Raw genomic sequence first — 23,893 nt, forward strand, 5'->3', positions numbered from 1 at the left:
TCCGCGTCGACCGTACCGGGGCGACGTACGTGCTTGCACTCCACGCGCGCCCGGGAAGTCCTTGCGTGCGCGAGTCGTTACGGTGGATGCTCAACCAGGAGCCCGCTGTGCCCGCCGTGACCACCGATCCGCTCGTCCTGCCCCGCATCGCCAGCCCGGACCTCGCGACGACGGAGTGGCGTCGCGTCAACCGCATCGTGACGGCTCAGCGCACGCTCGAGGGCGAGGGGTTCGAGGTCCGCCGCCCCTTCCCGGGGGTGATCTCACTGCACGAGGCCGACCCGTTCCTGCTGCTGGATCACATGGGCGGCCGCGAGTTGGCGCCCTACGAGGCCAAGGGTGCTCCCGACCACCCCCACCGCGGCTTCGAGACCGTCACCTACCTGTTCGACGGCGAGCTCGAACACCGCGACTCGACCGGCAGCGGCGGCGTCATCTACGGCGGAGACACGCAATGGATGACGGCTGGCGCCGGGATCGTCCACTCCGAGATGCCCACCCACCACATCCTCACGAAGGGTGGGATCGTCGAGGGCTTCCAGCTGTGGGTGAACCTGCCCCGGACGGACAAGCTCGTCACCCCGCGCTACCAGGACCTGACCCGCAAGGACCTGACGCTGGTCGCCTCGCACGACGGGGCGTCGCTGATCCGGATCGTCGCCGGTGAGCTCGGCGGGCACGCCGGACCCGGCAGCACCTACACGCCCATCGTGTACGCGCACGCCTCCGTCGCTCCGGGTGCCGAACTCCGGCTGCCGTGGCCAAGGGACTTCAACGCGCTCGTCTACTCCCCCGCCGGAACGGGCTTCGCCGGCACGGAGCGCCTCGCCTTCGGCGAGAGCCAGCTCGTCGTGTTCGGCGAGGGGGACGGCGTGGTCCTCGCCGCGGCGGAGCACCAGCCGACGAACGTCGGCAACCTCGAGGTGCTCCTGCTCGGCGGAAGGCCCATCCGCGAGCCGATCTTCCACTACGGCCCGTTCGTGATGAACACCCGCGAGGAGGTCCTCACGGCACTGGAGGACTTCCGATCGGGGCGCATGGGACGGATACCTCCGAAGCACGGCGCGCCGAACCCGTGACCGCGGCACCGTAGGCTCACGCCGTCCCGCGACGAGGAGGCGGCGTTGGAGTACGTGCGGCTGGGCCGGACCGGCCTGAAGGTGTCGCGGGTCTGGCTCGGGATGATGAGCTACGGCGACCCCGACTGGCGTGACTGGGTGCTCGACGAGGCCGCGGCGGAAGCGTTCGTCATCCGCGCCCTCGAGGCCGGCATCAACACCTTCGACACCGCCGACATGTACTCGCTGGGGATCTCCGAGAAGGTCACGGGGAAGCTGCTGCTGAAGCACGCCCCGCGGTCCGAGATCGTCATCGCCACCAAGCTCTTCTTTCCCCACAACGACGAGCCGAACCAGGGCGGGCTGTCGCGCAAGCACGTCATGGACGCCATCGACGCGTCGCTGCGCCGGCTCGGGACTGACCACGTCGACCTGTACCAGATCCACCGCTTCGACCCCGACGTCCCGGTCGAGGAGACGATGGCGGCGCTGCACGACGTCGTGCGGGCGGGCAAGGCGCGCTACCTCGGGGCGTCGTCGATGCACGCGTGGCAGTTCGCCAAGATGCAGCGGGTCGCCGCGGTCAACGGCTGGACCGAGTTCGTCTCGATGCAGCCGCACTACAACCTGCTCTACCGCGAGGAGGAGCGCGAGATGCTCCCCCTGTGCCTCGACCAGGGCGTGGGCGTGGTGCCGTGGAGCCCGCTGGCGCGCGGGGTCCTCGCGCGTCCCCGCGACGCTTACGACGACAAGCCGACCGCCCGCGCCGAGAGCGACGGGTTCACCCCCTACCTGTACGACGAGGCCGCGCTCGAGATCGTGGACCGCGTCGGTCAGGTGGCGGACGAGGTCGGGGCGAGCCGCGCCCAGGTGGCGCTCTCGTGGGTGCTGCGCAACCCCGCGGTCACCGCCCCGATCGTCGGAGCGACGAAGATGGACCATCTCGAGCAGGCCCTCGGGGCGCTCGACGTGGTTCTGAGCGACGAGCAGGTCGCACGCCTCGAGGAGCCCTACGTCCCCCGCGAGGTCCGGGGGCACGGTTAGTTAGTCGACGATGGCGTCGATGCGCTCGAGCACGTCGTCGGTCAGCTTCGGGAGGACGTCGAGCGCCCCGAGGTTCTCCTCGAGCTGGCTCAGCCTGCTCGCTCCGAGGATCACCGTCGAGACGTTGCGGTTCGCGGCGCACCACGCGATCGACAGCTGCGCGAGCGAACAACCGAGGTCGTCGGCGACGTCCTTCAGCGCGCGGACCTGCTCGTTGGCGCCCTCGTCGGTGAGGTAGCGCTGCAGCCACCCGTAGCCCTCGAGGTCGGCACGGCTGCCCTCCGGGATGCCATCGAGGTACTTGCCCGTCAGCAGCCCGGAGGCGAGCGGACTCCACGTCGTCAGCCCGAGGCCGAGGTCCTCGTAGAGCCTGGCGTACTCCCTCTCGACCTTCTTGCGGGTGAGGATGTTGTACTGCGGCTGCTCCATCACCGGCTTGTGCAGGTGGTGGCGCTCCGCGATCTCGTAGGCGGCGCGGATCTCGTCCGCGGACCACTCCGACGTTCCCCAGTAGTGCGCCTTGCCCGCCGAGACGATGTCGCTCATCGCCCAGACCGTCTCCTCGATCGGGGTCTCGGGGTCGGAGCGGTGGCAGAACAGCAGGTCGACGAAGTCGAGCTGCAACCGCTCGAGCGAGCCGTCGATGGCCTGGGCCAGGTACTTGCGGTTGAGGGTGTTGCGCATGTTCACGACGTCGCCGTGGATCCCCCAGAACAGCTTGGTCGAGATGACGTAGCGCTGTCGGGGCCAGCCGAGCTTCGCGATGACCCTCCCCATCTGCGCTTCAGAGTCACCGCGCTCGTAGGTCTCGGCGTTGTCGAAGAAGTTGACGCCGGCGTCGTACGCGGCCTGCATGCACTCGAGGGCGGTGTCGTCGCCGTGCTGCTTGGCGAACGTGACCCACGAGCCGAAGCTGAGCACGCTCACCTTCAGGCCGGAGCGGCCCAGGCGGCGGTAGGTCATCTCGGTCACGGTCTCCCTCGCGTTCGACGTGCGCTCGAGCCTAACCCTCGAGATGGAGCCGTTGAACCCGTCGGCCAGGTTCAGCGGTTCGACCTTCCCCTCACTGGTAGCTGACGAACCAGGGGCGCGGATCGCGCGCGTAGGTCTCGGCCGGACCGAGCACCGCGGGAGTGTCCTCGTCGTAGAAGTTCTTCCACCCGAACCACGTGCCGGGGGGCGCATCGCGGGTGATCGTCGCGTAGGTCCCCACCTTCGAGGCCTGGCTGCCTTGGCCATCCATCTGGATGAGGACCGCGAGCTCGCCCCGGGAGGTGTCGAGACGAGCACGGTCGCCGATCATCGACCGCTGGAACTGGTGCACGATCAGCAGCTTCTGCGGCAGCGCCTCCTCCCGGACCAGATCGGCCAGCCACGCCACCATCTGGTTCACCTCGTCGACGTGCACCGATCCGATCTGCCGCAGGTGGACCTGATCGGGCGTGAGGCGCCACTCCGGATCGAGCGCGAGCCCCACGTGCGGGCGACGCAGGAACTCCTCGTACTCCTTGGCCTGCGTGACGAAATCGGTGCGCCCGGGCTGGAGGTCGAGGACGACGTAGATCCCCTCGCGCTCAGCGACGTCGATCCACTCGCCGAGACGAGTCCGGTCGGTCCGGCGCGAGTAGTCGCCACCGGCCCCCGGTCCACCCGCGGCGACGGTCGCGATGATCTCGAACGTCGGGACGACCGGTTCCTCGGCGAGCCCGTCGTACTGCGCGGCGAGATCCCGGACACGGTCGGCAGCGGCGTCGGGGCCCTGCTCTCCGAGCGCCCCGAGCGCCGCGCTCTCGGTGGCGCCGTACAGCGCCACCAGGCGCCGGTGCGGGAACAGCACCTGGCCGCCACCCGGTAGCTGCAGCCCACGGCGCACCACGGCCACCTGCCACCTCGCCACCTCAGGGTCCAGCTGCTGCCACGCACCGCTCGATCCGACCAAGATCGTGGGCCCAGCGACCGCGCGCAGTCGGTCACCGATCACCGGATCGGCACGCAGGTCGGAGGCGGCCGTGGCCACGACCTCGAAGCCCGCGGCCCGCGCGACCCAGGCGCTGTCCGCTGCGACGCGGTCGTCGACACGGACCACGGCGATCCCTCGAACCTGAGCGGGGCGCGCCGACCGGAGCAGGTCGTTCACCTCGGACAGATCGGCGCTGGTGGGTACCGCATCGGCGAACGGATCGGACACCACGCCCGCCGTGGCGGTCTCGGGGACGAGGGTGAGCGCGGGCCCGAGCCCCCGGCCGATCGGCACCCGCAGCACCGGGACGCCGGAGGGGCCCACTGCCGACCCGACCGCGACGATCAGTTCGGGGCTCAGCCGCGCCGCGGCGTGCGCGCTCGGCACGAGGGGCGCACGCAGGCGGTTGCCGAGCCACACACCCACCTGGCTCGCCGTCCCATCGGGAGCGGCGACGACGACGATCGGGGTGCGCGCCAACAGCGTGTCCGTCAGGGCGGCTTCGAGCTCCGCCCGATCCGGCGCTTCGATCCGTGCGAGGTCCTGCGGTTCGGCCAGGACGGGCGGCTGCCAGATCGGTGTGGTGGGTGACGGCGTGGGACTCAGCGCCGCCACCGCTACGGAGGCGACGGCCGGGCGTCGGGCCGCGACGGAGGCGCTGACATCCCAGGCCACACCAGCGACGACACCGGCCACCATCACGCTCAGCACGAACCAGCCACGTCGCGTGACGCGGAGCGGTGGGGTGGCGCTGGGTGACGAGGACACGACGGCGTAGGGTGCCCGTTCCCAGCGACGATGGCAGGTTATGGCTTCTCGCGACCTCGCTCCCGGGCTCGACCATGGACCCGACGGAGCGCCCCGCTGCTGGTGGGCGACCAGCGCAGCCGACTACACGGAGTACCACGACGCAGAGTGGGGCTACCCCGTCGGGGACGACGCGCGGCTGTTCGAGAAGCTGTGCCTCGAGGGGTTCCAATCCGGACTGAGCTGGCTGACGATCCTGCGCAGGCGCCCCGGTTTCCGTGCGGCCTTCCACGGCTTCGACATCGAGAAGGTCGCCCGGATGGACGGCTCCGACGTCGACCGACTGCTCCAGGACCGCGGCATCATCCGGCACCGCGGCAAGATCGAGGCCACCCTGCAGAACGCGCGAGCGGCGCTCGAGATCATCGACGAGCACGGTTCCCTCGCCGGGTACGTGTGGCGCTTCGAACCGTCTCCGGAGGACCGACCTCGCCGCATCGACCACGACACCCTGCTGTCGCTCACCCAGACGCCGGCATCGCGAGCCCTGGCGAGGGACCTCAAGGACCGAGGCTTCCGCTTCGTCGGTCCGACGACGGCGTACGCGTTCATGCAGGCGATGGGGCTGGTCAACGACCACCTCGAGGGCTGCTCGATCCGACCCGCCGTCACCGCTGCACGCGACGACTTCGAGGTACCGACGTGACCGGACCGACCCACGAGATCGCTCCCGACGTCCACATGCCGCTGCTGGGCTTGGGCACCTACCTGCTCGATGAGGGGGCGGAGTGCACCCGTGCCGTGGCTACGGCGCTCGAAGCGGGGTACCGCCACATCGACACCGCCTGGATGTACGACAACGAACGCAGCGTCGGACGTGCCCTGCGCGACAGCGGCGTGCAGCGCGAAGAGGTGTTCGTGACCACGAAGCTGTGGAACACCAGACAAGGCGCGGACACCCGTCCGGCGTTCGAGGAGAGCCTCGAGAACCTCGGCCTGAGCTACATCGACCTCTACCTCATCCACTGGCCGCACATCGGCGACGGCGCATCCGCGCCGTCGATGGAGCCGTCGGACGGCTCCCGCGACCGAGAGCGCGGTCTCGGCCGCTCCGTCGGCAAGGGGACCCGACCCATCGCCGCCGCGTGGGAGCAGAGCTGGGAGACGATGCAGAGCTTCGTCGAAGAGGGGCTCGCACGAGCCGTGGGGGTCAGCAACTTCCTCGTCCCGCACCTGGAGCGCCTCGAGCAGCTCGGTCTGCCGATGCCCGCGAACGACCAGATCGAGCTGCACCCGTTCCTGTACGCGAAGCGCCGAGACGTCCTCGACCGTTGCGAGCGCGACGGCATCAGCATCACCGCTTACAGCCCGCTGACGCGCGGCCGCCGGTTCGACCACCCGGCGGTCCGGGCGGTCGCCGACGAGCACGGCGCCACCTCCGCGCAGGTGCTGATCGCGTGGGGCCTCGCGCATGGGTACGCATCCATACCCAAGTCGGCCAACCCCGACCGGATCCGTGAGAACGCCGGGGCGCTCGACGTCGACCTCGACCGCGACGATCTCGCGGCACTCGACCGTCTCGACGAGACCCTCGTGGTGAGCTGGAACCCCGACCGCACCGTCTGACGAAGACCGACTTCGTCCCCCACTTCGGTTCCATATCCAACCGGTTCGGGGGACGAAGTGGGCTCGGAGCCGCGTGGGTACCTTCTCAGCCGCTTCTCAGACCGGCGAGCGAAGCTCGGCCCATGCAGATCCTCGTGGTGGACGACGATCGCGCCGTGCGTGAGTCGCTGCGCCGTGCGCTGGAACTGCACGACTACGACGTGATCCTGGCCGCCGACGGCATGGAGGCGCTCCAGCAAGTCCAGCGCCAACGCCCCGACGCCATCATCCTCGACGTCAACATGCCCGGCGCGGACGGCTTCGCGGTCGCACGCCGGCTCCGGCACGGCGGGGACGACGTACCGATCCTGATGCTGACGGCGCGCGACGATGTACCCGACCGCGTGACCGGTCTCGAAGCCGGCGCGGACGACTACCTCGTCAAGCCGTACGCGCTCGACGAGCTGCTCGCGCGGGTCCGGGCGCTGCTGCGGCGGGCGGGTGGCGAGGTCGCGACGCGCGAGGGTCCGCTGCGGTTCGCCGACCTCGTGCTCGATCCCGACGAGCTCGAGGTCACGCGGGCGGGGCGCACGATCGAGCTCACCCGCACCGAGTACGACCTGCTCCTGGTGTTCATGGAGAACCCCCGGAGGGTGCTGACCCGCGAGGTGCTCCAGGATCGGGTGTGGGGGTCGGACGCCACGTCGTCGAACACGCTGGAGGTGTACGTCGGTTACCTTCGGCGCAAGCTCGAGGCCGATGGTGAGCCGCGGCTGATCCAGACGGTGCGCGGGTTCGGGTACGCGCTACGGGAGCCGTCGTGAGCTTCCGCGCGCGCGTGGCCTTCATCGCGGCGGCCGCCGTGGCGGTCGCGGTCATCGCGGCGAGCGTGGGGATCTACCTCGCCGCCGCGAACGTACTGCGGGGCGAGGTCGACGACTCGCTCCGGGAGATGGCAGCCGAGGTCGACCGGGCGGTGCGGGAACGGCGACCGATATTCGGTCCCCGCCCCGGCCGGCTCGGCGGCCCAGGGGGCTTCATCCAGGTCATCGACGCACGCGGCAACGTCGCCGACGCCGTCGGCGCGACCGAGCCGCTGCCCGTGACCGAGCAGGCACGTCAGGTCGCGCGGGGTGGTGAGGCGCGCTTCGAGACGCTTGACGTCGACGGTCAGCCGGTCCGCGTGCTCACCCTGCCGGCCGTTCGGGGATTGGCGTTGCAGATCGCACGACCGCTGACCGAGGTCGAGGGTTCTCTCGACCAGCTCCGCGCCCGGTTGGTGGTCGGCAGCCTCGTCGGCATCGCGCTCGCGGCCGCCCTGGGCACGATCGTCGCCCGTCGCGCGGTCCGGCCGGTCGAACAGCTCACCGACCTGGCGGAGAACGTCGCCGCAACCCAGGACCTGTCCCGCCGCATCGAGGTCCAGAGCGAGGACGAGATCGGACGCCTCGCGACGACGTTCAACCGCATGCTCGCCGAACTCGAACAGGCCCGTGACAGCCAGCGCCAACTCGTCGCCGACGCCAGCCACGAGCTGCGCACGCCGCTGACCAGCCTGCGTACCAACATCGAGGTGCTCGCCGACGCGGACCGGTTGCCGGTGCAGGATCGGCGCGAGCTCATCGAGGATGTGGTGACCCAGCTCGACGAGTTCGGACGCCTCATCGCAGGCTTGGTCGAGCTCGCAAGGGGGGACCGTCCCGTCACCGCACCCACCGAGGTACGGCTCGACGAGCTCGTGATCGACGTGGTCGAACGGACCCGGACCTTCGCTGGCGGAGAGGTCGCGGTCGTCCTCACCGCTGCTCCGACAACGGTGACGGGCGAGAGCGATCGCATCGAACGCGCCGTCGCCAACCTGCTCGACAACGCCATCAAGTACGGCGGAGGCCGACCAATCGACGTAACGGTCGGGGACGGTGCGGTCTCCGTTCGCGACCGCGGCTCCGGGATCGATCCCGCCGACCTGCCGTACGTCTTCGACCGGTTCTACCGCGCTCCCGCGTCGCGGGGGGAACCCGGCAGCGGCCTCGGCCTGTCGATCGTGCAGCAGGTCGCCGAGAGCCACGGCGCGAGCGTCGAGGTGGAGGCACCACCCGACGGAGGGACGAGGCTCACGGTGCGGTTCCCGACCCGCTGAGGACCACTCGAGGGAGACTGTTTCCCCTACCCTGTGCCTGTCCTCCGAGCTCAGGCATCGCGTGGAACCCGTCTACCGCACCGTCGTCGGCCTGTTCATCGGCGCCTTCAGGCTCCGTGGGTGGGACGTGCGGGTCTCGGGCGGCGAGCACGTCCCGCAGCATGGCGGTGCGGTCATCGCCACCAACCACGTCAGCTACCTCGACTTCGTGTTCGTCGGCGCGGGTGTGCGCGCCGTGACGCGCGACAAGCGACTCGTGCGCTTCGCCGCGAAGAAGGAGGCCTTCGACCACCGCCTGTCGGGGCCACTGATGCGGGCGATGCGACACATCCCCGTCGACCGCCACGGCAACCCCGCAGCGGCCATCGAGGAGTCCGTGCGCCGGCTCCAGGCGGGTGAGCTGGTGGGGATGTTCCCGGAGTCGACGATCAGTCCGTCGTACGAGCCGCTGCCGGGCAAGACCGGGACCGTGCGGATGGCGCAGGCAGCGGGGGTCCCCATCGTCCCCGGCGCCGTGTGGGGGTGCCAGCGGCTGTTCCCCAAAGGTCGCGAGCGCGACCTGCGCCGCAACGTGGTCGTGACCGTGGCGTTCGGCGAGCCCCTGTACCCCGGACCCGATGACGATCCCGAGGTGGCGACCAAGGCGATGATGGAGGGCATCGGTGGGCTGGTACGTGCGGCGCAGGACGCCTACCCGCAGGCGCCGGCGACGGGTGAGGAGCCGTGGTGGCTACCGGCCCGACTGGGCGGCACCGCTCCCACCCCCGAGGAGGCCGCGCGGATCGTCGCCGAGGCGGCCGCCCGCAAGCGTGAACGTCAGGCGGCGTCGGAGCTACCGTCCAGCGACTGAGCCACCTCGGCGAGAGCCTGGGCGATCGCGGTGGCGACATCCTCGCGATCGCGCCCCGTCGCCGCGGTGATCTCGTCCAGAAGCCTCTCGTGCGCCTCGCGGTACAGGCGCATATCGGTCGTGGACAAGCCGTCCTCGACCTGGCGCGCGTGAAGATCTCGCAGCGCGATGGCGATCTGCTCGGGATCCCCGGAGTGGACACGTTTGTCGTTGCGAGCGTGTCGCTTGCGCCACGATCCCTTCTTCTCGCTGGGCTCGTCGTCGAGGACGTTGAGCAGGCGCGCGACGTCGCCCTCGTCGATCACGTGCCGCAGCCCGGCGTCATCGAAGTCGGCGCGGGGCACGTGCACGATGAGGTGGTCCTCGGGACGCTCGAGCACGACGTACTCGACCTCGTGACCTCGCACGGTGCGGGTCTGGAAGCCCGCCACGGTCGTCGTTCCGTGCTGGGGGTGGACGAGGGTGTCTCCGACGTTGGGCTCCACGGATCTCCTGGCGGCAGCAGGGGTGAACGAAGCTGGGACGCAGGGACCGGTCCCGGGGCTGACCTTACGCAGGGATCGCCACGGACGGTCGTGTCGCGTGTACCACCACGGTACGTCATGGCCGCGCTACGCGCACGTCCCCGTCCCGCCTGACCGAACGGGAGGTTACGGTCCCCGCGAGGGTGGGAGGGGACGATGCGGCGGTTGAGCGTCTCGGACGCGGGCTGGCTGTTGATCGAGGAGCGCGAGCGCCCGATGCACGTGGGCGGGCTCATGTTGTTCCAGCTCCCCGACGATGCCCCTCCCGATCTCGTGCGCCGGGTGGTGCGGTCCGCACGGGAGCACGACGAGGTCCGCCCGCCCTTCGATCACAAGCTGGCCCGCCCGTACGGGCTCGCCGGGCTGTACCACTGGGTCGAGGACGAGGTGGAGCTCGACTACCACTTCCGGCACCTCGCGTTGCCCGAGCCGGGTCGGATCCGCGAGTTGCTGTCCCTGGTCTCGGTGCTGCACGCCAACCTGCTCGACCGTCACCGTCCGCTGTGGGAGATGTACCTGTTCGAGAACATCGAGGGCGGCCGGGTCGGGGTCTACACGAAGATCCACCACGCGATGCTCGACGGCGTGGCGGCCATCCGTCAGGTGCTCGCCTCGTTCACCCCTGACGCCGACAGCCGTGACCTTCCGCCTCCGTGGGCGACGCCCGTCGGCGGTCAGACGACCGCCGGCGCGATGGACGGCGGTTGGTCTCCGCTGGGGCAGGCAGCCAGCCTGGTTCGCCAGGTGACGGACGGGATCACGTCGACGGTGACGGTCGCGAGAGCCATCACCGAGCAGCTGGTGCGTGCTCAACGCGATGCGGCCGAGGTCGCGCCGTTCCAGGCGCCACCCTCGATGCTCAACGCCAAGCTCACCCCGGCGCGTCGGTTCGTCGCCCAGTCCTACGACCTCGAACGCATCCGGGGCGTCAGCAAGACGCTCGGCGCGACGATCAACGACGTCGTGATGGCGATGTGTGCCGGCGCGCTGCGCCGCTACCTCGCGACGCACGATGCGCTGCCGGACAAGCCGCTCATCGCGCTCGTGCCGGTCTCGTTCCGCCGCGATGACAGCGCGTCGGGGAACGCCATCAGTCTGGTCCCCGCGAACCTCGCCACGCACATCGAGGACCCCGAGGCGCGCCTGGATCTGATCCGCAGCTCGATGGACCGTGCCAAGGCTCGGCTCCGCGACATGAGCCCGACCGAGCTGATCGAGTACGGCCTGCTCATGACCGCGCCGATCCTGATCGGTCAGCTGACGGGTCTCGCCGGTCGCATCCGGCCCACCTACAACCTGGTGATCTCGAACGTGCCCGGTCCCGACCAGCCCTTGTACTGGAACGGCGTACCCATGACCGGGATGTACCCGCTGTCACTGCTGACCGATGGGCAGGCGATCAACATCACCCAGACGTCGTACGCCGGCTCGATGGAGTTCGGTGTCACCGCCGACCGGCGTGCCCTCCCCAGCATCCAGCGCCTCATCGACCACCTCGAGGAGGCGCTCGTCGAACTCGAGGCCGTCGCAGGCTGACGATCACTCGGGCAGGTTCACCTTCAGCAGGAACAGCCCCTCGTCGATGGTGCTCACCACGATCGTCCCCGACTCGAAGAAGGGGTAGACGTTCCAGGCACCGCCGTACGCCTCGACGTTCAGACCGGGGTCGACGTCGAAGTACGCGACCTCCTCGAGTTGACCCTGGCGCAGGCCCTCCTCCGTGTAGCGCAGGACCCGCAGCCCCTCGTTGTAGTTCGCCTCGAAGACGAGGTCGTCCTGGATGTAGAGGTTGTGGTCGATCGTGAGGGTCTCGTGGCTGTAGCGCTTGACGTCCGCGTCGGTGTACGGAGCGTCGAGGTCGGTGACCTCGACGATGTAGGTGGTCGTGTTCGACACCGTCTGCTCGTCGTACGCGTACTCCTCGTCGAGCTCGTCGTTGAAGATCAAGAAGTCCTGGCCCGGCGTCAGCCACCCCTGGTGGGTGTACCTGGCGCTGTCGTAGCCGATCCGGTTGATCTGCCTCGGTGCGAGCGGGTCGGTGACGTCCACGATCGTGACCGTGTCCTCGTTGAAGGCGAAGCAGATCTCGCGCTGGAGGACGACGTTGCCCTCCTCGTCGGCCTGGTAGTAGTCGGTGTCGGGGCCCTCGTACAGCACGCACTGGGCATCGTGGGTGTAGCCGTCGTCGTCGAACACGCCGAGGAACGTGGGGTTGGCGGGATCGGCGATGTCGACGATGTGCAGGCCACCGTTGCGGTTGCGACCGACGAGGTACGCGCGGTCGCTGTCCTCGTTGATCACGATGTTGTGCGCGCTGTTGAAGTTCGCACCCGTGTAGGTCGCGACGGGCGCGATCTCGCGCGTGGGGTCGACCGACAGGCCCACGAGCTGGGTCAGGTCGACGACCTGCATCCCGCCACCGCGCTCGGTGACGATGTAGGCGTGGCCGTCGTTCACCTTGATGTCACGCCAGATCGCCCCGGTCGTTTCCGTGGTCACACCACCCGCCTGCGGCGTCTGTCCGAGGACGGCGGGCGCGCTCGGGTCGGTCACGTCGACGAAGCTCGTACCGGTGCCGGTGCCCATGATCGCGATCTCGGTCCCGGTCTCGGGATCGGTCCAGCCCCAGCTGTCGTTGCCAGCGGCTCCACCGAGCTCGGCGAGCGGGACGATGGAGAGCAGGTCGACGTTCGAGCAGGGGTAGGGGCCAGCGAACCCTGCGGTGCACGGCACGGGAGCCGGCACCGGCACCGTCGCCGCGGCACCGACGCCCGCCAGGGAGGACGCGTCGGGTGCCGTCAGGTCGACCTCCAGCAGGCCCGCATCGACAGCGCGCGCTTTCCCGTCGAGCGCGGCGGGGGTCCCGGTCGCGGCGACCGTGACGGCGGCCGCGACCGCAGCGAGTGGAGGCAGGATCCTGCGCAGTAGCATCGAGGTCTCTCCGGGTGATCGAGGGGCTAGAAGGCTGTCCAAGGCCACCTTCGACGGCCGGGAGGCCCGTTCCTGCCCGCGTCCCCGACCCGATGGCCAGGGTCTGCGGCCCGCGCGCTCGCCCGCACCTCGGTTGCTCTGCGTGATGAGTAGGAACACATCGTGAGGATGGCGAACCCCTGCGCCTGCGTTCCGCCGTCGCCATCGCCGTCTTCGCGCTCCCACCCCGGCGCTGACGGCGCACGCGCGTAGGCTCCGGCACGATCCTGTTCGGAGGTGATCGTGCGCGCCCGCCCCGAGACCCTCGACTTCGTCGATCGCGCCCCTCTCGTGATCACCGCCGAGCGGACGATGCCCCACACGCCTGAGCGCATCTTCGGGGCGCTGGCCGACACGCCATCGTGGTCGTCGTGGTGGCCCTCGCTGACGATCGCCGAGTGGACGTCCACCCAGGAAGGCGGGGTCGGTGCCACCCGGAGGGTCCGCGTCCGGGGCCTCGAGGTGCACGAGCGGTTCATCGTGTGGGAGCCGCCCCGGCGGTGGGGGTTCACCTTCCTCGAGACGAACGTGCCGTTCGCCCGTGCCGGGGTGGAACTGGTCGAGCTCGAGCCCAACGACGGCACGACACGGGTCACCTACCGGATGGCGGTCGACCCCCCGGCCCTGCTCGGCCCGTTGCTGCGCGGGCTCCGGGGGAGCATCCGGGGCGGCATCGAGGACGGCCTCACCGCGCTCGACAGCTACCTGGAACGCTCGTGACGGATCGAGCCTCACCCCCCAGGCCGGCAACGCCGGCCCCTCCCCCCTCAAGGGGGGAGGCATGACCTATCGAGCCTCACCCCCCAGGCCGGCAACGCCGGCCCCTCCCCCCTCAAAGGGGAAGGCATGACCTATCGAGCCTCACCCCCCAGGCCGGCAACGCCGGCCCCTCCCCCCTCAAAGGGGGAGGCATGATCACGGTCACCAGCCCGGTCGCCGGCACGGTCAGCCACATCGCCGTCTCGGCTGGCGACACCGTTGCCGCAGGGGCGGCGTTGATGCACGTCGAGGTCATGAAGATGGAGCACCGGGTCGTCGCCCCGGAGGCCGGGCTCGTCGACGACGTGACGGTCGCGGTCGGAGACACCATCGAGGCGGGCGCGCTCCTGGTCACCCTGACCCCCGTCGAGGTCGAGGTCAACGGTTCGCTCGAGGCGGACACGACGGCGTCGCCGCGACGAGACCTGCAACGTCTCGCCGAACGCAAGGCCCTCCTCGCCGACGACGCGCGCCCCGATGCGGTGGCGCGCCGGCACGAGCAGGGCCACCGGACCGCGCGCGAGAACGTCGCCGACCTGCTCGACGACGGCAGCTTCCTCGAGTACGGCGGCCTCGCGGTCGCCGCGCAGCGCAGTCGCCGCCCGCTCGAGGAGCTCCGCGCCGCGACGCCCGCGGACGGGCTCATCACCGGCACGGGAACCGTCAACGCCGAGCTGTTCGGTGCCCAGCAGGCACGCGTGACCGTCGCGGCCTACGACTACACCGTGCTGGCGGGGACCCAGGGCTACACCAACCACCACAAGAAGGACCGTCTCTTCCGGCTCGCCCACGACCAGCGCCTCCCGCTCGTCGTCTTCGCGGAGGGTGGTGGTGGCCGCCCCGGCGACACCGACGTCCTGGCCGCGTCCTGGCTCGACGCCGAGGCGTTCCACCTCTTCGCGAGGTTGTCGGGACACGTGCCGACCGTCGCCATCGTCAACGGACGCTGCTTCGCCGGTAACGCCGCGCTGGCGGGCTGTGCCGACGTGCTCATCGCGACCGAGGACAGCAACCTCGGGATGGCCGGCCCCGCGATGATCGAGGGCGGCGGGCTCGGCGTCCACGCATCGGAGGACATCGGCCCCATCGAGGTGCAACGGACCAACGGCGTGGTGGACGTCGTGGTCGCGGACGAGGCGGAGGCGGTCGCGGAAGCGCGCCGCTACCTCAGCTACTTCCAGGGCCACCTCGACGACTGGTCGGAGCACGCACAGCAGCCGCTGCGCACCGCGGTGCCCGAGGACCGCAAGCTGGTCTACGACCCGCGGCCCATCCTCGACACCGTCGCCGATCCGGGCACGGTGTTCGAGCTCCGCCGCGACTTCGGGCGCGGGATGATCACCGCTCTCGCACGGGTGCGTGGCCGTCCGCTTGGGATCCTGGCCAACGATCCCAACCACCTCGGCGGTGCCATCGACGCCGATGGTGCCGACAAGGCCGCACGGTTCCTCCAGCTGTGCGACGCGCACGAGCTCCCGGTCGTCGTGCTGTGCGACACCCCGGGTTTCATGGTCGGCCCGGACGCGGAGCGCGACGCCGGGGTGCGGCGGTTCTCACGGATGTTCGTCGTCGGCGCGAACCTGCGCGTCCCGCTCGTCGTGATCGTCACCCGCAAGGCCTACGGGCTCGGCGCCCAGGCGATGATGGGCGGTCACCTCGCGGTCCCCGTCCTCACCGTCGGATGGCCGACGTCGGAGCTCGGGCCGATGGGTCTCGAAGGGGCGGTGAGGCTCGGCTTCAGGCGGGAGCTTGAAGCCATCGACGACCCGGTCGAGCGCGAGGAGCGCGAGCGCGAGATGATCGCGCTGGCCTACGCCAACGCTGAGGGCCTCAACGTGGCATCGTTCGCCGAGATCGACGACGTCATCGATCCCGCGGATACGCGCGACCACATCGCCGCCGCCCTGTCGACGCCACACCGAGCGCATGCAGGCACCAGGAGGTTCATCGACACCTGGTGAAACCAGTGGGCCCGCTCAGGTGAGGTCGAGGCGGAAGGCGGTCAACACGGTCTCGGTGACGGCCACCGGACCACCGATGACCACGCCCGACGCGGCTCGGTCCGCACGGCGGTGCAGGAACGCGCGAGCGGCGTCGTCGGCACCGGCACCATCGCCATCGACCAGCACGAGGACCTCGGCGTGACCGGAGACGATGGGACCGGCGGTCGCCGCGTCGGGCCAGTTCCGGCCGGTCGCAGCCCACACACGGGTGGCGGTGACCAGGTCTCGTTCCAGCAGATCCGATGTCACCTCGACGGCGGTGGCGTAGCGGTCGTCGCCGAAGATCCGACCCGTCGAGGAGACGAGCGCTGCGACCTCGGCGTAGACGTCCTCGGTCACCGCAGCGGGGCCACCCACGACCTCCACGTCGGCGACGCCCTCGAGGGCCGCGGCTGTCGCCGGCGGCAGAGCGGCCTCGTCGACGAGGAGGACCGGCCTCCCGAGCGTCGAGCCGTAGTACGACGCCATGAGCGAGTCCGGCCACGACCGTGTGGGATCGCTGTGGGCTCCGAGCGCCACGAGTGCCCGACGCTCCTCGACGTTGCGCACCTCGAAGCTCGCCGTGATCCGCTCGGTCTGACCGTCCGGTCGCGTCAGCACCGCGGTGAGGGTGTGCTCCCCGTTGGACAGCACCGTGGTGTCGAAGCTCCTCGTGCCGCTCCGGTCCGAGGTCCCGACGTCCCAGGGCGCGTGCTCCTCGACGTTGACGGGATCGCCCTCCGCCTCCGGATCGTCGAGGTGGAACGCCACGTCGGTCGTGTCCTCATCCGTGGGGCTCGTCAGCCGGACGTGGACCGAACCACTCACACGGGCGCCGTCGAGCAGGAACGGATCCGCGTGGTCGTGGTCGGCCGCTACCTCGAAGCGCGGGGAGGCCACATCGTCGTCGGCTGCCTCGCCGTCGACGGGCGGCGGGTCCCGCGGCGGCGCAGCATCGCCCTCGATCGTGTGCTCGAGCGGGTCTCCCGCGCCCTGGAGTCGCCACACCTCATCCGCCACGGCCGCCGCGGTCACGAACAGGTCGCCGCCACCGAGCCGCGTGACCACGTCGAGGTCGAGCTCGATCCCGTCGAGGAGGTCGCCGACGAGGTAGACCTGGGTCACACCGAGCGCGGCCAGTTCGTCCGCCACCCGCGGATCGAGCCGGTCCCGGTGCGTCACCAGCACGGGGGCCTCGAGCGCCGCGGCCAGCGGCCCCGCGACGATCGCCTCGCCGGGACTGTCCCACGGCGCGAGCAGCGCCACCTCGGCGGCGTCGAACCTCGACCTGGCCAGCTCGATCGAGGTGCCGATGCGGTCCTCACCTGCGACCCGTTCAGCAGCGTCGGCGTGGAACGAGGTGCCATCGGGGATGTCCCCGCGCGACAGCGCGGCCAGCAACGTCGGGTAGGGGTTGACGCGGTGGTCGCCGTACGGATCGACGACGCGATCGTCGAAGATGTCGAGATGCAGGTGCGGGGCGGTGTCCTCGGCGTTGCCGGAGTCGCCCATGTAGGCGATGTGCTGGCCGCGCGCGACACGCACTCCACGACGCATGCCGGGCGCGTAGACGTGCTCGAGACCGGCGGCGTTGTCGTCCGTGCCTGGTGTGTCGTTGTTGAGGTGCAGGTAGCGGTAGCGACGGCCGTCGTCGCCGCACACGGTGATGTGGCGGCCGTGATCGTCCTCAGCCCCGTCGTCGATCCCGCAGATCTCTCCCTCGACCATGGCGTAGAGGGGGTACATCCGCTCGCCCATCAGGTCAGTCGCCTTGTGCACCCGCGCGCAGTCCGATCGGCACGCGTCGTAGGTGTCGCTGAACCGCACCTGCGGGTCGGTGGGGAAGGTCGCATCGATGACCTGCTGGTAGTCCTCGGAGGCGAGCGCGGGGGCTGCGAACGGGGTGCTCGACGCGGCGGTCGCCAAGGTGGCGAGCAACGCGGTGGCGAGACGGCGCACGTGCACGAGCGCTCCTGACGGTGGCGGATCCGTCAGTCGACGGCCCGTCAGGGGAATCGGTGAGCTGGCGCGGTCCCTTGAGCCAGCACCTCGGGGCCAGGCCAGAACCACCCGCCGGGACTAGTCCTCCGCGTCCGGGCAGGCCGCGACGACGACCGTCACCGGGAGGTCGACGCCATCCGTCGTCGGGCTGGCATCACCGAACGACCACGACGCACAGACCGGCTCGGGGACCGGCGCGGTGGTGACCGCGGCCAGGGTCGTCGGTGTCAGCCACCACCCGGCGAGCACGAGCGCGAGGAGTGTCCGGACGATCCCTCGTACCAGCACCGGCCCCCCGTTCGCGTGAGCTACGAGAGTCTGCCCGGGCGCGCCCCCGGACGGACGGGTACGGCCCAAGTTGACGAGGAGTGACGGCCTGTCGTCCGCCGTCAGGCCGTCACGGTCGGGTCTAGGGTCCTGTACGCCGCGTCCGAGAGAGGACAACGTGGCGAGTGAGCGCGTCGTCGTCACCGATCCTCAGGGAGCCGCCCCGTCGATCATCGACCCCGATCCCGCCTTCGACCCCGCCGGCGCGTAGCCCACCGACGACGCGACGGCACCAGCGCGAGGGCCGCGATCGCGACGCCGGCCAACACAGCGCCACCACCGGTCGTCGGCGTGTCGGCAGGGAGCGGCGCCGGCGGTGGTGGCGGCAAGGGTGGGCCTGGGGTGGCGGTGGGGAGCTGGACCACCTGCTGGAAGGTCGGGCGGTTCACCCAGTGGATGTCGTCCACCGCCGCGAGCCCGAGGGTGCGGTGCACCACCGCGTCGTCGGCGATCGTGCGGTCCCAGTCGTCCACCGACCCCGATCCGAACTCGTCCTCGAGCGCGGCCATGGTCGCCGACAGCGACTGCCAGAGGTTGTCGCGGCAGGTCCCGAGGTCACCCTGACCGCAGTAGCTGCGCGACCAGGGGCTGACCGTCACCTCCCCGAGCAGCTGACGCAGGTCCTTGTGGACGTGGGTGTAGCTCGCATCCTGGAAGGCGGAACCGACGTGCCCGCGCAGGTTGCCGTCGTGAGCGCTGATGCCGATCGTGCGACGCAGGTCGATGTCGTGCCCGGCCGCGAACACGGCGTCGAGCAGACGGGTCTCGTCGTGCTCGGGAGTGTCGCCCCACCACGCGTCCATGATGGCGACCGCCTCGGCGTGCTCGTACGCCCCGTCGCGGTCGTGGTCCCGACGGTGCCCGAGGTCGTCGGCCGCCCAGGCACGGAGCAGGTCCCACGCCTGCTGGGTCCGCGGATCGAGATCATCGGGCGCTGTGGCGCCCATCACCTCGAGCAGCAGCGGCATCAGCTCCTGGGCCCGCAGATCGGTCGTGCCGGCCAGCGCCATGACATCAACGACGTCACCGACGCCCAGCTCACCCTGCTCGTCAAGGAGGTCCTCGGCGCGACGTTGCAGCAGGTCGGACCGGTGGATCGGGCCGAAGGACTGCGACGAGTCGCTCGAACGGAACCCCGGCGCCTCCTTGTTGTTCCACGAGACGAGCAGGCCCTCGTCGGGGTTGAGATCCCACGGCAGATCGTCGCGCGGCAGCGTGGGTTGCCAGTCCCAGCCACCGTCACCCCACTGGGGCAGGTAGGGGTCGGTGCCCTCCGCCGGAACCGGGCACGCACAGGACACGCTGTAGCCGATCTCATCGTCGTCGACGTAGAACCAGTTGAAGACGTAGTCGACGTTGTGGCTGAAGTTCTCGCGCCAGCGCTCGAACTCGCCCTGGATGACCGAGGGGTCGTTGAGCAGCAGGAAGCCCACGGCGGAGCCGAGCTCGTTGCCGTAGGTCCACCGCTTCTCCGCGACCGCGATGGGTGTGCCGTCTCGCAGCGTGCCGCGCGCGATGACCGGGCCGTAGTCGGCGGTGCGTTCGAAGTACTTGTTGACGTAGACGTCGTCGGGACCGTCGGGTTGCCCGGCCGCCCCCGGCTTGGACAGCTTGACCTCCTGGACCGCCTCGATCTCTTCACACGAGGCATCGTGGAGGTAGCCCATCGACTCGGTGGTCGCCTCGCCGAGCGGGTCGTCGGCACCCGGCTCGCACAGCCGCAGGACGAACTCGTCGACGTTGTCAACGTGGCTCGACGTCGCGCTCCACGCGTAGTCCACACCCCGCCCGAGCTGGATCCACAGGTCGGTCCCGGCGAAGGAGACGCCGCGGGCATGGATGCCGGGTCCGTGGATGTCCTTCTCGACGAGGAGCTGGGGGGAGAAGTACCCGGTCTGGGGGCCGAAGACGGCGATCGGGACGCCGCTGTCGCTGGCCTCTGCGCCGATCAGGATCGCGTTGCTCATAGCGTCGTTGAACGTCAGCGAGTCCAGGAAGGGGACGTCGCCGTCGACCAGCGGCAGATCCTCCGGTCCATCCGGCAGCGGCGGAGTGGGCACGACGTCGACGATCGCCCCGGCTACATCGTCGAGGCCGGGGTCGGGGGCCTGCAAGGGCTGCAAGCTCTCACAGTCGACGTCCGGCACGCTGGCGGGGTCGAACGGGGCGGTGTCGGGGTAGGCGAAGGCGTCGAAGCTCGACGTCGGCGCCTCGCCGTCGGCGGGGAACGTCAGGTCGTCGAAGACCTCGCGTGCGGTCGCCGCGTCGCCGTAGTGCGCCTCCAGATCGTGCAGCGCACAGAGGTTGCGCACCTCCCGGCCTCCGGACTTGCCGAAGATGCCGCCCACCAGTGACGCGATGGCGACCGCGTCCTCGATGACCCACTCCTCCGGCACCAGCTGCAGAGCCGGGTACTCGCCTGGGAGCTTCGAGGGGTCGAGCAGGGCCTCCTGGATGTACTGGTTCACGCCCGCGGTGTAGGCCACGATGTCGTCGTAGGCCCGCTGCCCGACCTCGCCGCGGCCGTCGCGGATGGCCTCGATCTGGGCTGTGAAGTCGGCCTCGATGTACGGGGCGACGGCGAGCTGGTTCGCGTCCTCGTTGCGGTTCCCCTGCGCCGCGCCGAGCCACGCGGCGAGGTCGGCGCGCCCGAGGTGGCGCAGGATGTCCATGAGGAACAGCCGGTCCTCTGCGGCGGTGTAGCCGTTGGCGAACAGGGTCCCTTCCCGGGTCTCGCCGAACATGTGCGGTACGCCGAAGCTCGCGTCGCGGATGACGACGACGTCGTCCCGACCGCCGGGGCTGTAGACCTCGGCGATGTCGTCCTGGGCCACACCGAACGAGGCGTCCTTGAAGTACTCGAGGATGCGCCCGACGTCGAAGCCAGGCGTGGCGTCGTCGTATACCAGGTCGCCGTACAGGTGCAGCTGGTCGTCGACGTGCTGCGGCAGCCCCAGCCCTGCCTGTGCCTGAGCTCCCTCCGGTCCGTTGAGGGTCCCGTCCTGCCCCGGTGGGACGATGTTGTAGAAGCCGGTGGCGTCACCGAACCCCTGGTAGTGGCCCTGCTGGTCCTGGGCGGCGACCGGAACCACGGATGCGAGCACCAGAACCACGCCCAGAACGGCGAGCAGGACGCGGGACCGCACGGATGACCTCGCTGGGAGACTGCGCCGAACCTAGCCGCGCCCATCCGGAGGCCGCGTCGGTGTGCCCATCCTGGTGCCATCTGGCACCGGAACCGGTACATCGACGCGGCTAGCCTCGCGCGCGGCTGCACGCGGCCGCAGGCGACGAGAACGCACGAGGGGCGACTGGACGGAGGCTGCGTGACCGCAGGGGCACGGTGGCTGGCCGCCACCCTCACGACGCTCGTCGCGGCCCAGGGCGTCGTGGCGAGAGCCGAGGACGGGGCCGTGCCGCTCGAGCGCCTCGCGGGCGAGGACCGGATCGCCACCGCTATCGCGGTGAGCGCAGCCGTCCACGACTCGTCGACCACCGCGGTGCTCGCGCGGGCGGACGACTTCGCCGATGCGCTGGCGGCGGCCCCGCTCGCGCACGCGCTCGCCGCCCCGCTGCTGCTGACCTCCTCGGACCAGCTCGACGCGCGTGTCGCGGACGAGCTCGAACGCCTCGGCGTCTCCGAGCTGGTCCTCCTCGGGGGCGAGACCGCGATCTCGGACGACGTCGAGGAGGAGCTGGCCGAGGGCTACGACGTGCGACGTGTCGAGGGCGACGATCGCTACCGAACGGCGGCGGCCGTCGCGTTGGAGCTCGATGCACCCTCGGGTGCGGTGGTCGTGTCCGGCACCTCCTTCGCCGACGCGCTGTCGGCTGCGCCGCTCGCGGCGCAGCTCGGCTGGCCGTTGCTCCTGACCGCCGCCGACCAGCTGACGCCGGTGACCCGCCGGACCCTCGAACAGCTCGAGCCCGAGGTCGTCTTCGTGATCGGCGGTTCCGCCGTGGTCGGCGACGCCGTCTCCGAGGAACTCGGAGGACTCGCCCCGCGGGTCGAGCGCCTCCACGGCCCCGACCGCTACGCCACCAGCATCACGGTGCACCGGGAGGCGCTCCAGCACGGCCTCGACGCCCGGACGCTGTGGTTGGCGACCGGTCGGGACTTCCCCGATGCGCTGGCGGCCGGACCTGCCGTCGCAGCGGAAGGGGCCAGCCTGCTGCTCGTCGACGGCTCCGACCTCCGGCACGTACCCGACACCGCACGCCACCTGCGCGATCTCGTCGGTGACGGGACCACCGAGGCGTTCGTGCTGTCCGGAGGTCCCGCCGCCATCACCGACGATGCCCCGTGGCAGCTCGACGTGGTGCTCACCGGAGCCGAACTGCCGCGGGGCGGCTTCACGCTCTTCCCCACGTTCCGGATGGTCGCCTTCTACGGCCACCACACCTCACCGCGACTGGGCGTGCTCGGCGAGCAGCCACCCGACGCGGCCTACGAACGCCTGTGGCAGCAGGCCCAGCCCTACGAGGCGGGCGGACGGCCGCTCCTGCCCACGTTCGAGCTGATCGTCTCGGTCGCGACGTCCGGACCCGGGCCGGATGGCGACTACAGCGCCCCGTCCTCACCCGAGCAGATCCAGCCGTGGCTCGACGCCGCGAGGCGTCACGGCACCTACCTGCTGCTCGACATCCAGCCCGGTCGTAGCGACTTCCTGTCGGAGGTCAGGCGCTACGAGACGTTCCTGCGCGAACCCGACGTCGGGGTCGCCCTCGATCCCGAATGGCGCATGGACGCCGACGAGGTGCCGGCCCAGAGCGTGGGTGAGGTCCACGCCAGCGAGGTCAACGCCGTCGCCGACTACCTCGCGACGATCGTGCGCGAGCAACACCTGCCGCAGAAGCTGCTCGTCGTGCACCAGTTCCAGACGCGCATGGTCGAGGACAAGCACCTCGTTGGACACCCACCGGAGCTGGCGGTGCTGTTCCACATGGACGGGCACGGCGGCCGCCAGCAGAAGCGCAACACCTACAGCCACGTCAGCGACCCGACGGGGCGGTGGTGGAACGGCTGGAAGCTGTTCTACGACGAGGACGACCAGATGTACACGCCGCACGAGCTGCTCGCCGAGGTCCGCCCCGTCCCCGACTTCATCAGCTACCAGTGAGCGCGATCAGGTGAGTTCGAGGATCTCGCCGACGAGGTTCAGCAGCGCCAGCGCGAACACGACCGCGAGTCCGCCACGCGCGACCCACGCCAGCTTGGCGGACGCGGACGCGTCGGCGGTGGCGAGGTAGAGGTTGCGCAGAGCCCACGCGATCAGCACCGCGATCACGAGCGGCCAGAACGGGATCAGGGCCACGAGCACCGGCGCAACGTGGCTGAGCGGCCGCCGCCGGAACCAGGCGTCGTCGGCGAGCCAGCGCTCGGCGAGGAGGGCGACCGAGAGCGCGTACACGCCTGGGAGCGCGACGAACAACGCGATCGCGAACCAGGCCGGGTGGAGCACGCGGAAATCGATGCCGTCGGTGTGCACCAGCATGCTCCCCACGACGACGGACGGACCGACGAACAGGGCGGCGTGCTGGAACCACGAGGGCCCCATCCGTAGGGGCCGGATGGCGAGGTAGAGCAGGCCCCCAACCGCACCCAGGATGGTGCTGAACAGCACCAGGCCCATCGTGTCGCCGAGGGTGAACTGTCCCATCCGGAAGCCGTCGTCGCTGATGCGTCCGGTGACCTCGGGGTTGAGCTTTGCCAGCAGCATCATGGCGAGGCGGCTCCCCCACCCGATCACCACGAAGCCCAGGAGGGTTCCCGCCGCGACGGCGGCGGAGGCCGCGCGCACGTCGCTCTCGACGCGGGCCCGAGGCACGCCCAGCCACGTCCCAGACGCCACCGGCTGCTGCACCGCCACGACCACACCTCACCTCGCGAAGGGGGGAGCGTACGCCGCTCCCCCAGCCGGCGAGG

General features: G+C 70.5%; 19 protein-coding genes. 11 read left to right on the plus strand and 8 right to left on the minus strand.

What is annotated here, in order from left to right; translation table 11 throughout:
* The first annotated feature begins 107 nt into the window (after positions 1-107).
* Together KY469_01695 and KY469_01700 are read left to right on the plus strand one after the other, a co-directional pair.
* Positions 108-1,079: a pirin family protein gene (locus KY469_01695; GenBank protein MBW3661785.1), complete on the plus strand. Its 972-nt coding sequence runs from the start codon at positions 108-110 to the stop codon at positions 1,077-1,079.
* Between the two features lie 45 nt (positions 1,080-1,124).
* On the plus strand, positions 1,125-2,102 hold the full coding sequence (locus tag KY469_01700) for an aldo/keto reductase (protein MBW3661786.1): 978 nt from the start codon (positions 1,125-1,127) through the stop codon (positions 2,100-2,102).
* On the opposite strand, the gene KY469_01705 is transcribed toward KY469_01700, so the two are convergent.
* Positions 2,103-3,065 (minus strand): aldo/keto reductase, encoded by a 963-nt coding sequence (locus KY469_01705; GenBank protein MBW3661787.1) that lies wholly within the window; start codon positions 3,063-3,065, stop codon positions 2,103-2,105.
* A gap of 100 nt (positions 3,066-3,165) precedes the next feature.
* Positions 3,166-4,773, minus strand: coding sequence for a hypothetical protein (locus KY469_01710; GenBank protein ID MBW3661788.1), 1,608 nt, complete (start codon positions 4,771-4,773; stop codon positions 3,166-3,168).
* A gap of 97 nt (positions 4,774-4,870) precedes the next feature.
* Between KY469_01710 and KY469_01715 the strand changes: the two genes are divergently transcribed.
* The 5 genes from KY469_01715 to KY469_01735 all read left to right on the plus strand — a co-directional run bounded on the left by KY469_01715 (position 4,871) and on the right by KY469_01735 (position 9,404).
* Positions 4,871-5,515, plus strand: a complete 645-nt coding sequence (locus KY469_01715) for a DNA-3-methyladenine glycosylase I (protein MBW3661789.1) — start codon at positions 4,871-4,873, stop codon at positions 5,513-5,515.
* A complete protein-coding gene (locus KY469_01720; GenBank protein MBW3661790.1) occupies positions 5,512-6,435 on the plus strand; it encodes an aldo/keto reductase in 924 nt (307 codons plus the stop codon). The genes KY469_01715 and KY469_01720 overlap by 4 nt, the downstream gene beginning before the upstream one ends.
* 122 nt (positions 6,436-6,557) lie before the next feature.
* Positions 6,558-7,238, plus strand: a complete 681-nt coding sequence (locus KY469_01725; protein ID MBW3661791.1) for a response regulator transcription factor — start codon at positions 6,558-6,560, stop codon at positions 7,236-7,238.
* The gene (locus KY469_01730) at positions 7,235-8,554 is read left to right on the plus strand and encodes a HAMP domain-containing histidine kinase (GenBank protein MBW3661792.1); all 1,320 of its coding nucleotides are present in this window, start codon (positions 7,235-7,237) and stop codon (positions 8,552-8,554) included. The genes KY469_01725 and KY469_01730 overlap by 4 nt, the downstream gene beginning before the upstream one ends.
* A 91-nt stretch (positions 8,555-8,645) precedes the next feature.
* On the plus strand, positions 8,646-9,404 hold the full coding sequence (locus tag KY469_01735; protein MBW3661793.1) for a 1-acyl-sn-glycerol-3-phosphate acyltransferase: 759 nt from the start codon (positions 8,646-8,648) through the stop codon (positions 9,402-9,404).
* Here KY469_01735 and KY469_01740 read toward each other — a convergent pair.
* On the minus strand, positions 9,371-9,889 hold the full coding sequence (locus KY469_01740; GenBank protein ID MBW3661794.1) for a hypothetical protein: 519 nt from the start codon (positions 9,887-9,889) through the stop codon (positions 9,371-9,373). The genes KY469_01735 and KY469_01740 overlap by 34 nt on opposite strands.
* Before the next feature lie 204 nt (positions 9,890-10,093).
* Here KY469_01740 and KY469_01745 point away from each other — a divergent pair, with 204 nt between their 5' ends.
* Positions 10,094-11,464, plus strand: a complete 1,371-nt coding sequence (locus KY469_01745) for a wax ester/triacylglycerol synthase family O-acyltransferase (protein MBW3661795.1) — start codon at positions 10,094-10,096, stop codon at positions 11,462-11,464.
* A 3-nt stretch (positions 11,465-11,467) separates the two neighbouring features.
* On the opposite strand, the gene KY469_01750 is transcribed toward KY469_01745, so the two are convergent.
* The gene (locus KY469_01750) at positions 11,468-12,859 is read right to left on the minus strand and encodes a choice-of-anchor B family protein (GenBank protein ID MBW3661796.1); all 1,392 of its coding nucleotides are present in this window, start codon (positions 12,857-12,859) and stop codon (positions 11,468-11,470) included.
* A gap of 282 nt (positions 12,860-13,141) precedes the next feature.
* Here KY469_01750 and KY469_01755 point away from each other — a divergent pair, with 282 nt between their 5' ends.
* Together KY469_01755 and KY469_01760 are read left to right on the plus strand one after the other, a co-directional pair.
* Entirely contained in the window at positions 13,142-13,618 is a 477-nt protein-coding gene (locus tag KY469_01755) for an SRPBCC family protein (protein MBW3661797.1), read from the plus strand.
* Between the two features lie 191 nt (positions 13,619-13,809).
* On the plus strand, positions 13,810-15,618 hold the full coding sequence (locus KY469_01760; GenBank protein ID MBW3661798.1) for a biotin carboxylase: 1,809 nt from the start codon (positions 13,810-13,812) through the stop codon (positions 15,616-15,618).
* A gap of 15 nt (positions 15,619-15,633) precedes the next feature.
* On the opposite strand, the gene KY469_01765 is transcribed toward KY469_01760, so the two are convergent.
* The 3 genes from KY469_01765 to KY469_01775 all read right to left on the minus strand — a co-directional run bounded on the left by KY469_01765 (position 15,634) and on the right by KY469_01775 (position 21,113).
* On the minus strand, positions 15,634-17,604 hold the full coding sequence (locus KY469_01765; GenBank protein ID MBW3661799.1) for a cell wall-binding repeat-containing protein: 1,971 nt from the start codon (positions 17,602-17,604) through the stop codon (positions 15,634-15,636).
* Between the two features lie 114 nt (positions 17,605-17,718).
* Positions 17,719-17,928, minus strand: a complete 210-nt coding sequence (locus tag KY469_01770) for a hypothetical protein (GenBank protein ID MBW3661800.1) — start codon at positions 17,926-17,928, stop codon at positions 17,719-17,721.
* A gap of 209 nt (positions 17,929-18,137) precedes the next feature.
* Complete coding sequence (locus tag KY469_01775; GenBank protein MBW3661801.1) at positions 18,138-21,113, minus strand: penicillin acylase family protein; 2,976 nt, start codon at positions 21,111-21,113, stop codon at positions 18,138-18,140.
* Between the two features lie 180 nt (positions 21,114-21,293).
* On the opposite strand from KY469_01775, the gene KY469_01780 reads away from it, so the two are divergent.
* Positions 21,294-23,087, plus strand: coding sequence for a cell wall-binding repeat-containing protein (locus KY469_01780; GenBank protein MBW3661802.1), 1,794 nt, complete (start codon positions 21,294-21,296; stop codon positions 23,085-23,087).
* Positions 23,088-23,093: 6 nt separating this feature from the next.
* On the opposite strand, the gene KY469_01785 is transcribed toward KY469_01780, so the two are convergent.
* Positions 23,094-23,837 carry a hypothetical protein gene (locus KY469_01785; GenBank protein ID MBW3661803.1) on the minus strand — a complete coding sequence of 248 codons (744 nt, stop codon included), beginning with the start codon at positions 23,835-23,837 and terminating at the stop codon, positions 23,094-23,096.
* Positions 23,838-23,893 lie beyond the last annotated feature (56 nt).

The organism is Actinomycetota bacterium (genome assembly GCA_019347575.1).
Lineage (GTDB): Bacteria > Actinomycetota > Nitriliruptoria > Nitriliruptorales > Nitriliruptoraceae > JAHWKY01.

Coding starts and splice junctions, on each gene's coding strand:
- KY469_01760 (MBW3661798.1), top strand. CDS start 13,810: ATGATCACGGTCACCAGCCCGGTCGCCGGCACGGTCAGCCACATCGCC.
- KY469_01725 (MBW3661791.1), top strand. CDS start 6,558: ATGCAGATCCTCGTGGTGGACGACGATCGCGCCGTGCGTGAGTCGCTG.
- KY469_01750 (MBW3661796.1), bottom strand. CDS start 12,859: ATGCTACTGCGCAGGATCCTGCCTCCACTCGCTGCGGTCGCGGCCGCC.
- KY469_01715 (MBW3661789.1), top strand. CDS start 4,871: ATGGCTTCTCGCGACCTCGCTCCCGGGCTCGACCATGGACCCGACGGA.
- KY469_01705 (MBW3661787.1), bottom strand. CDS start 3,065: ATGACCTACCGCCGCCTGGGCCGCTCCGGCCTGAAGGTGAGCGTGCTC.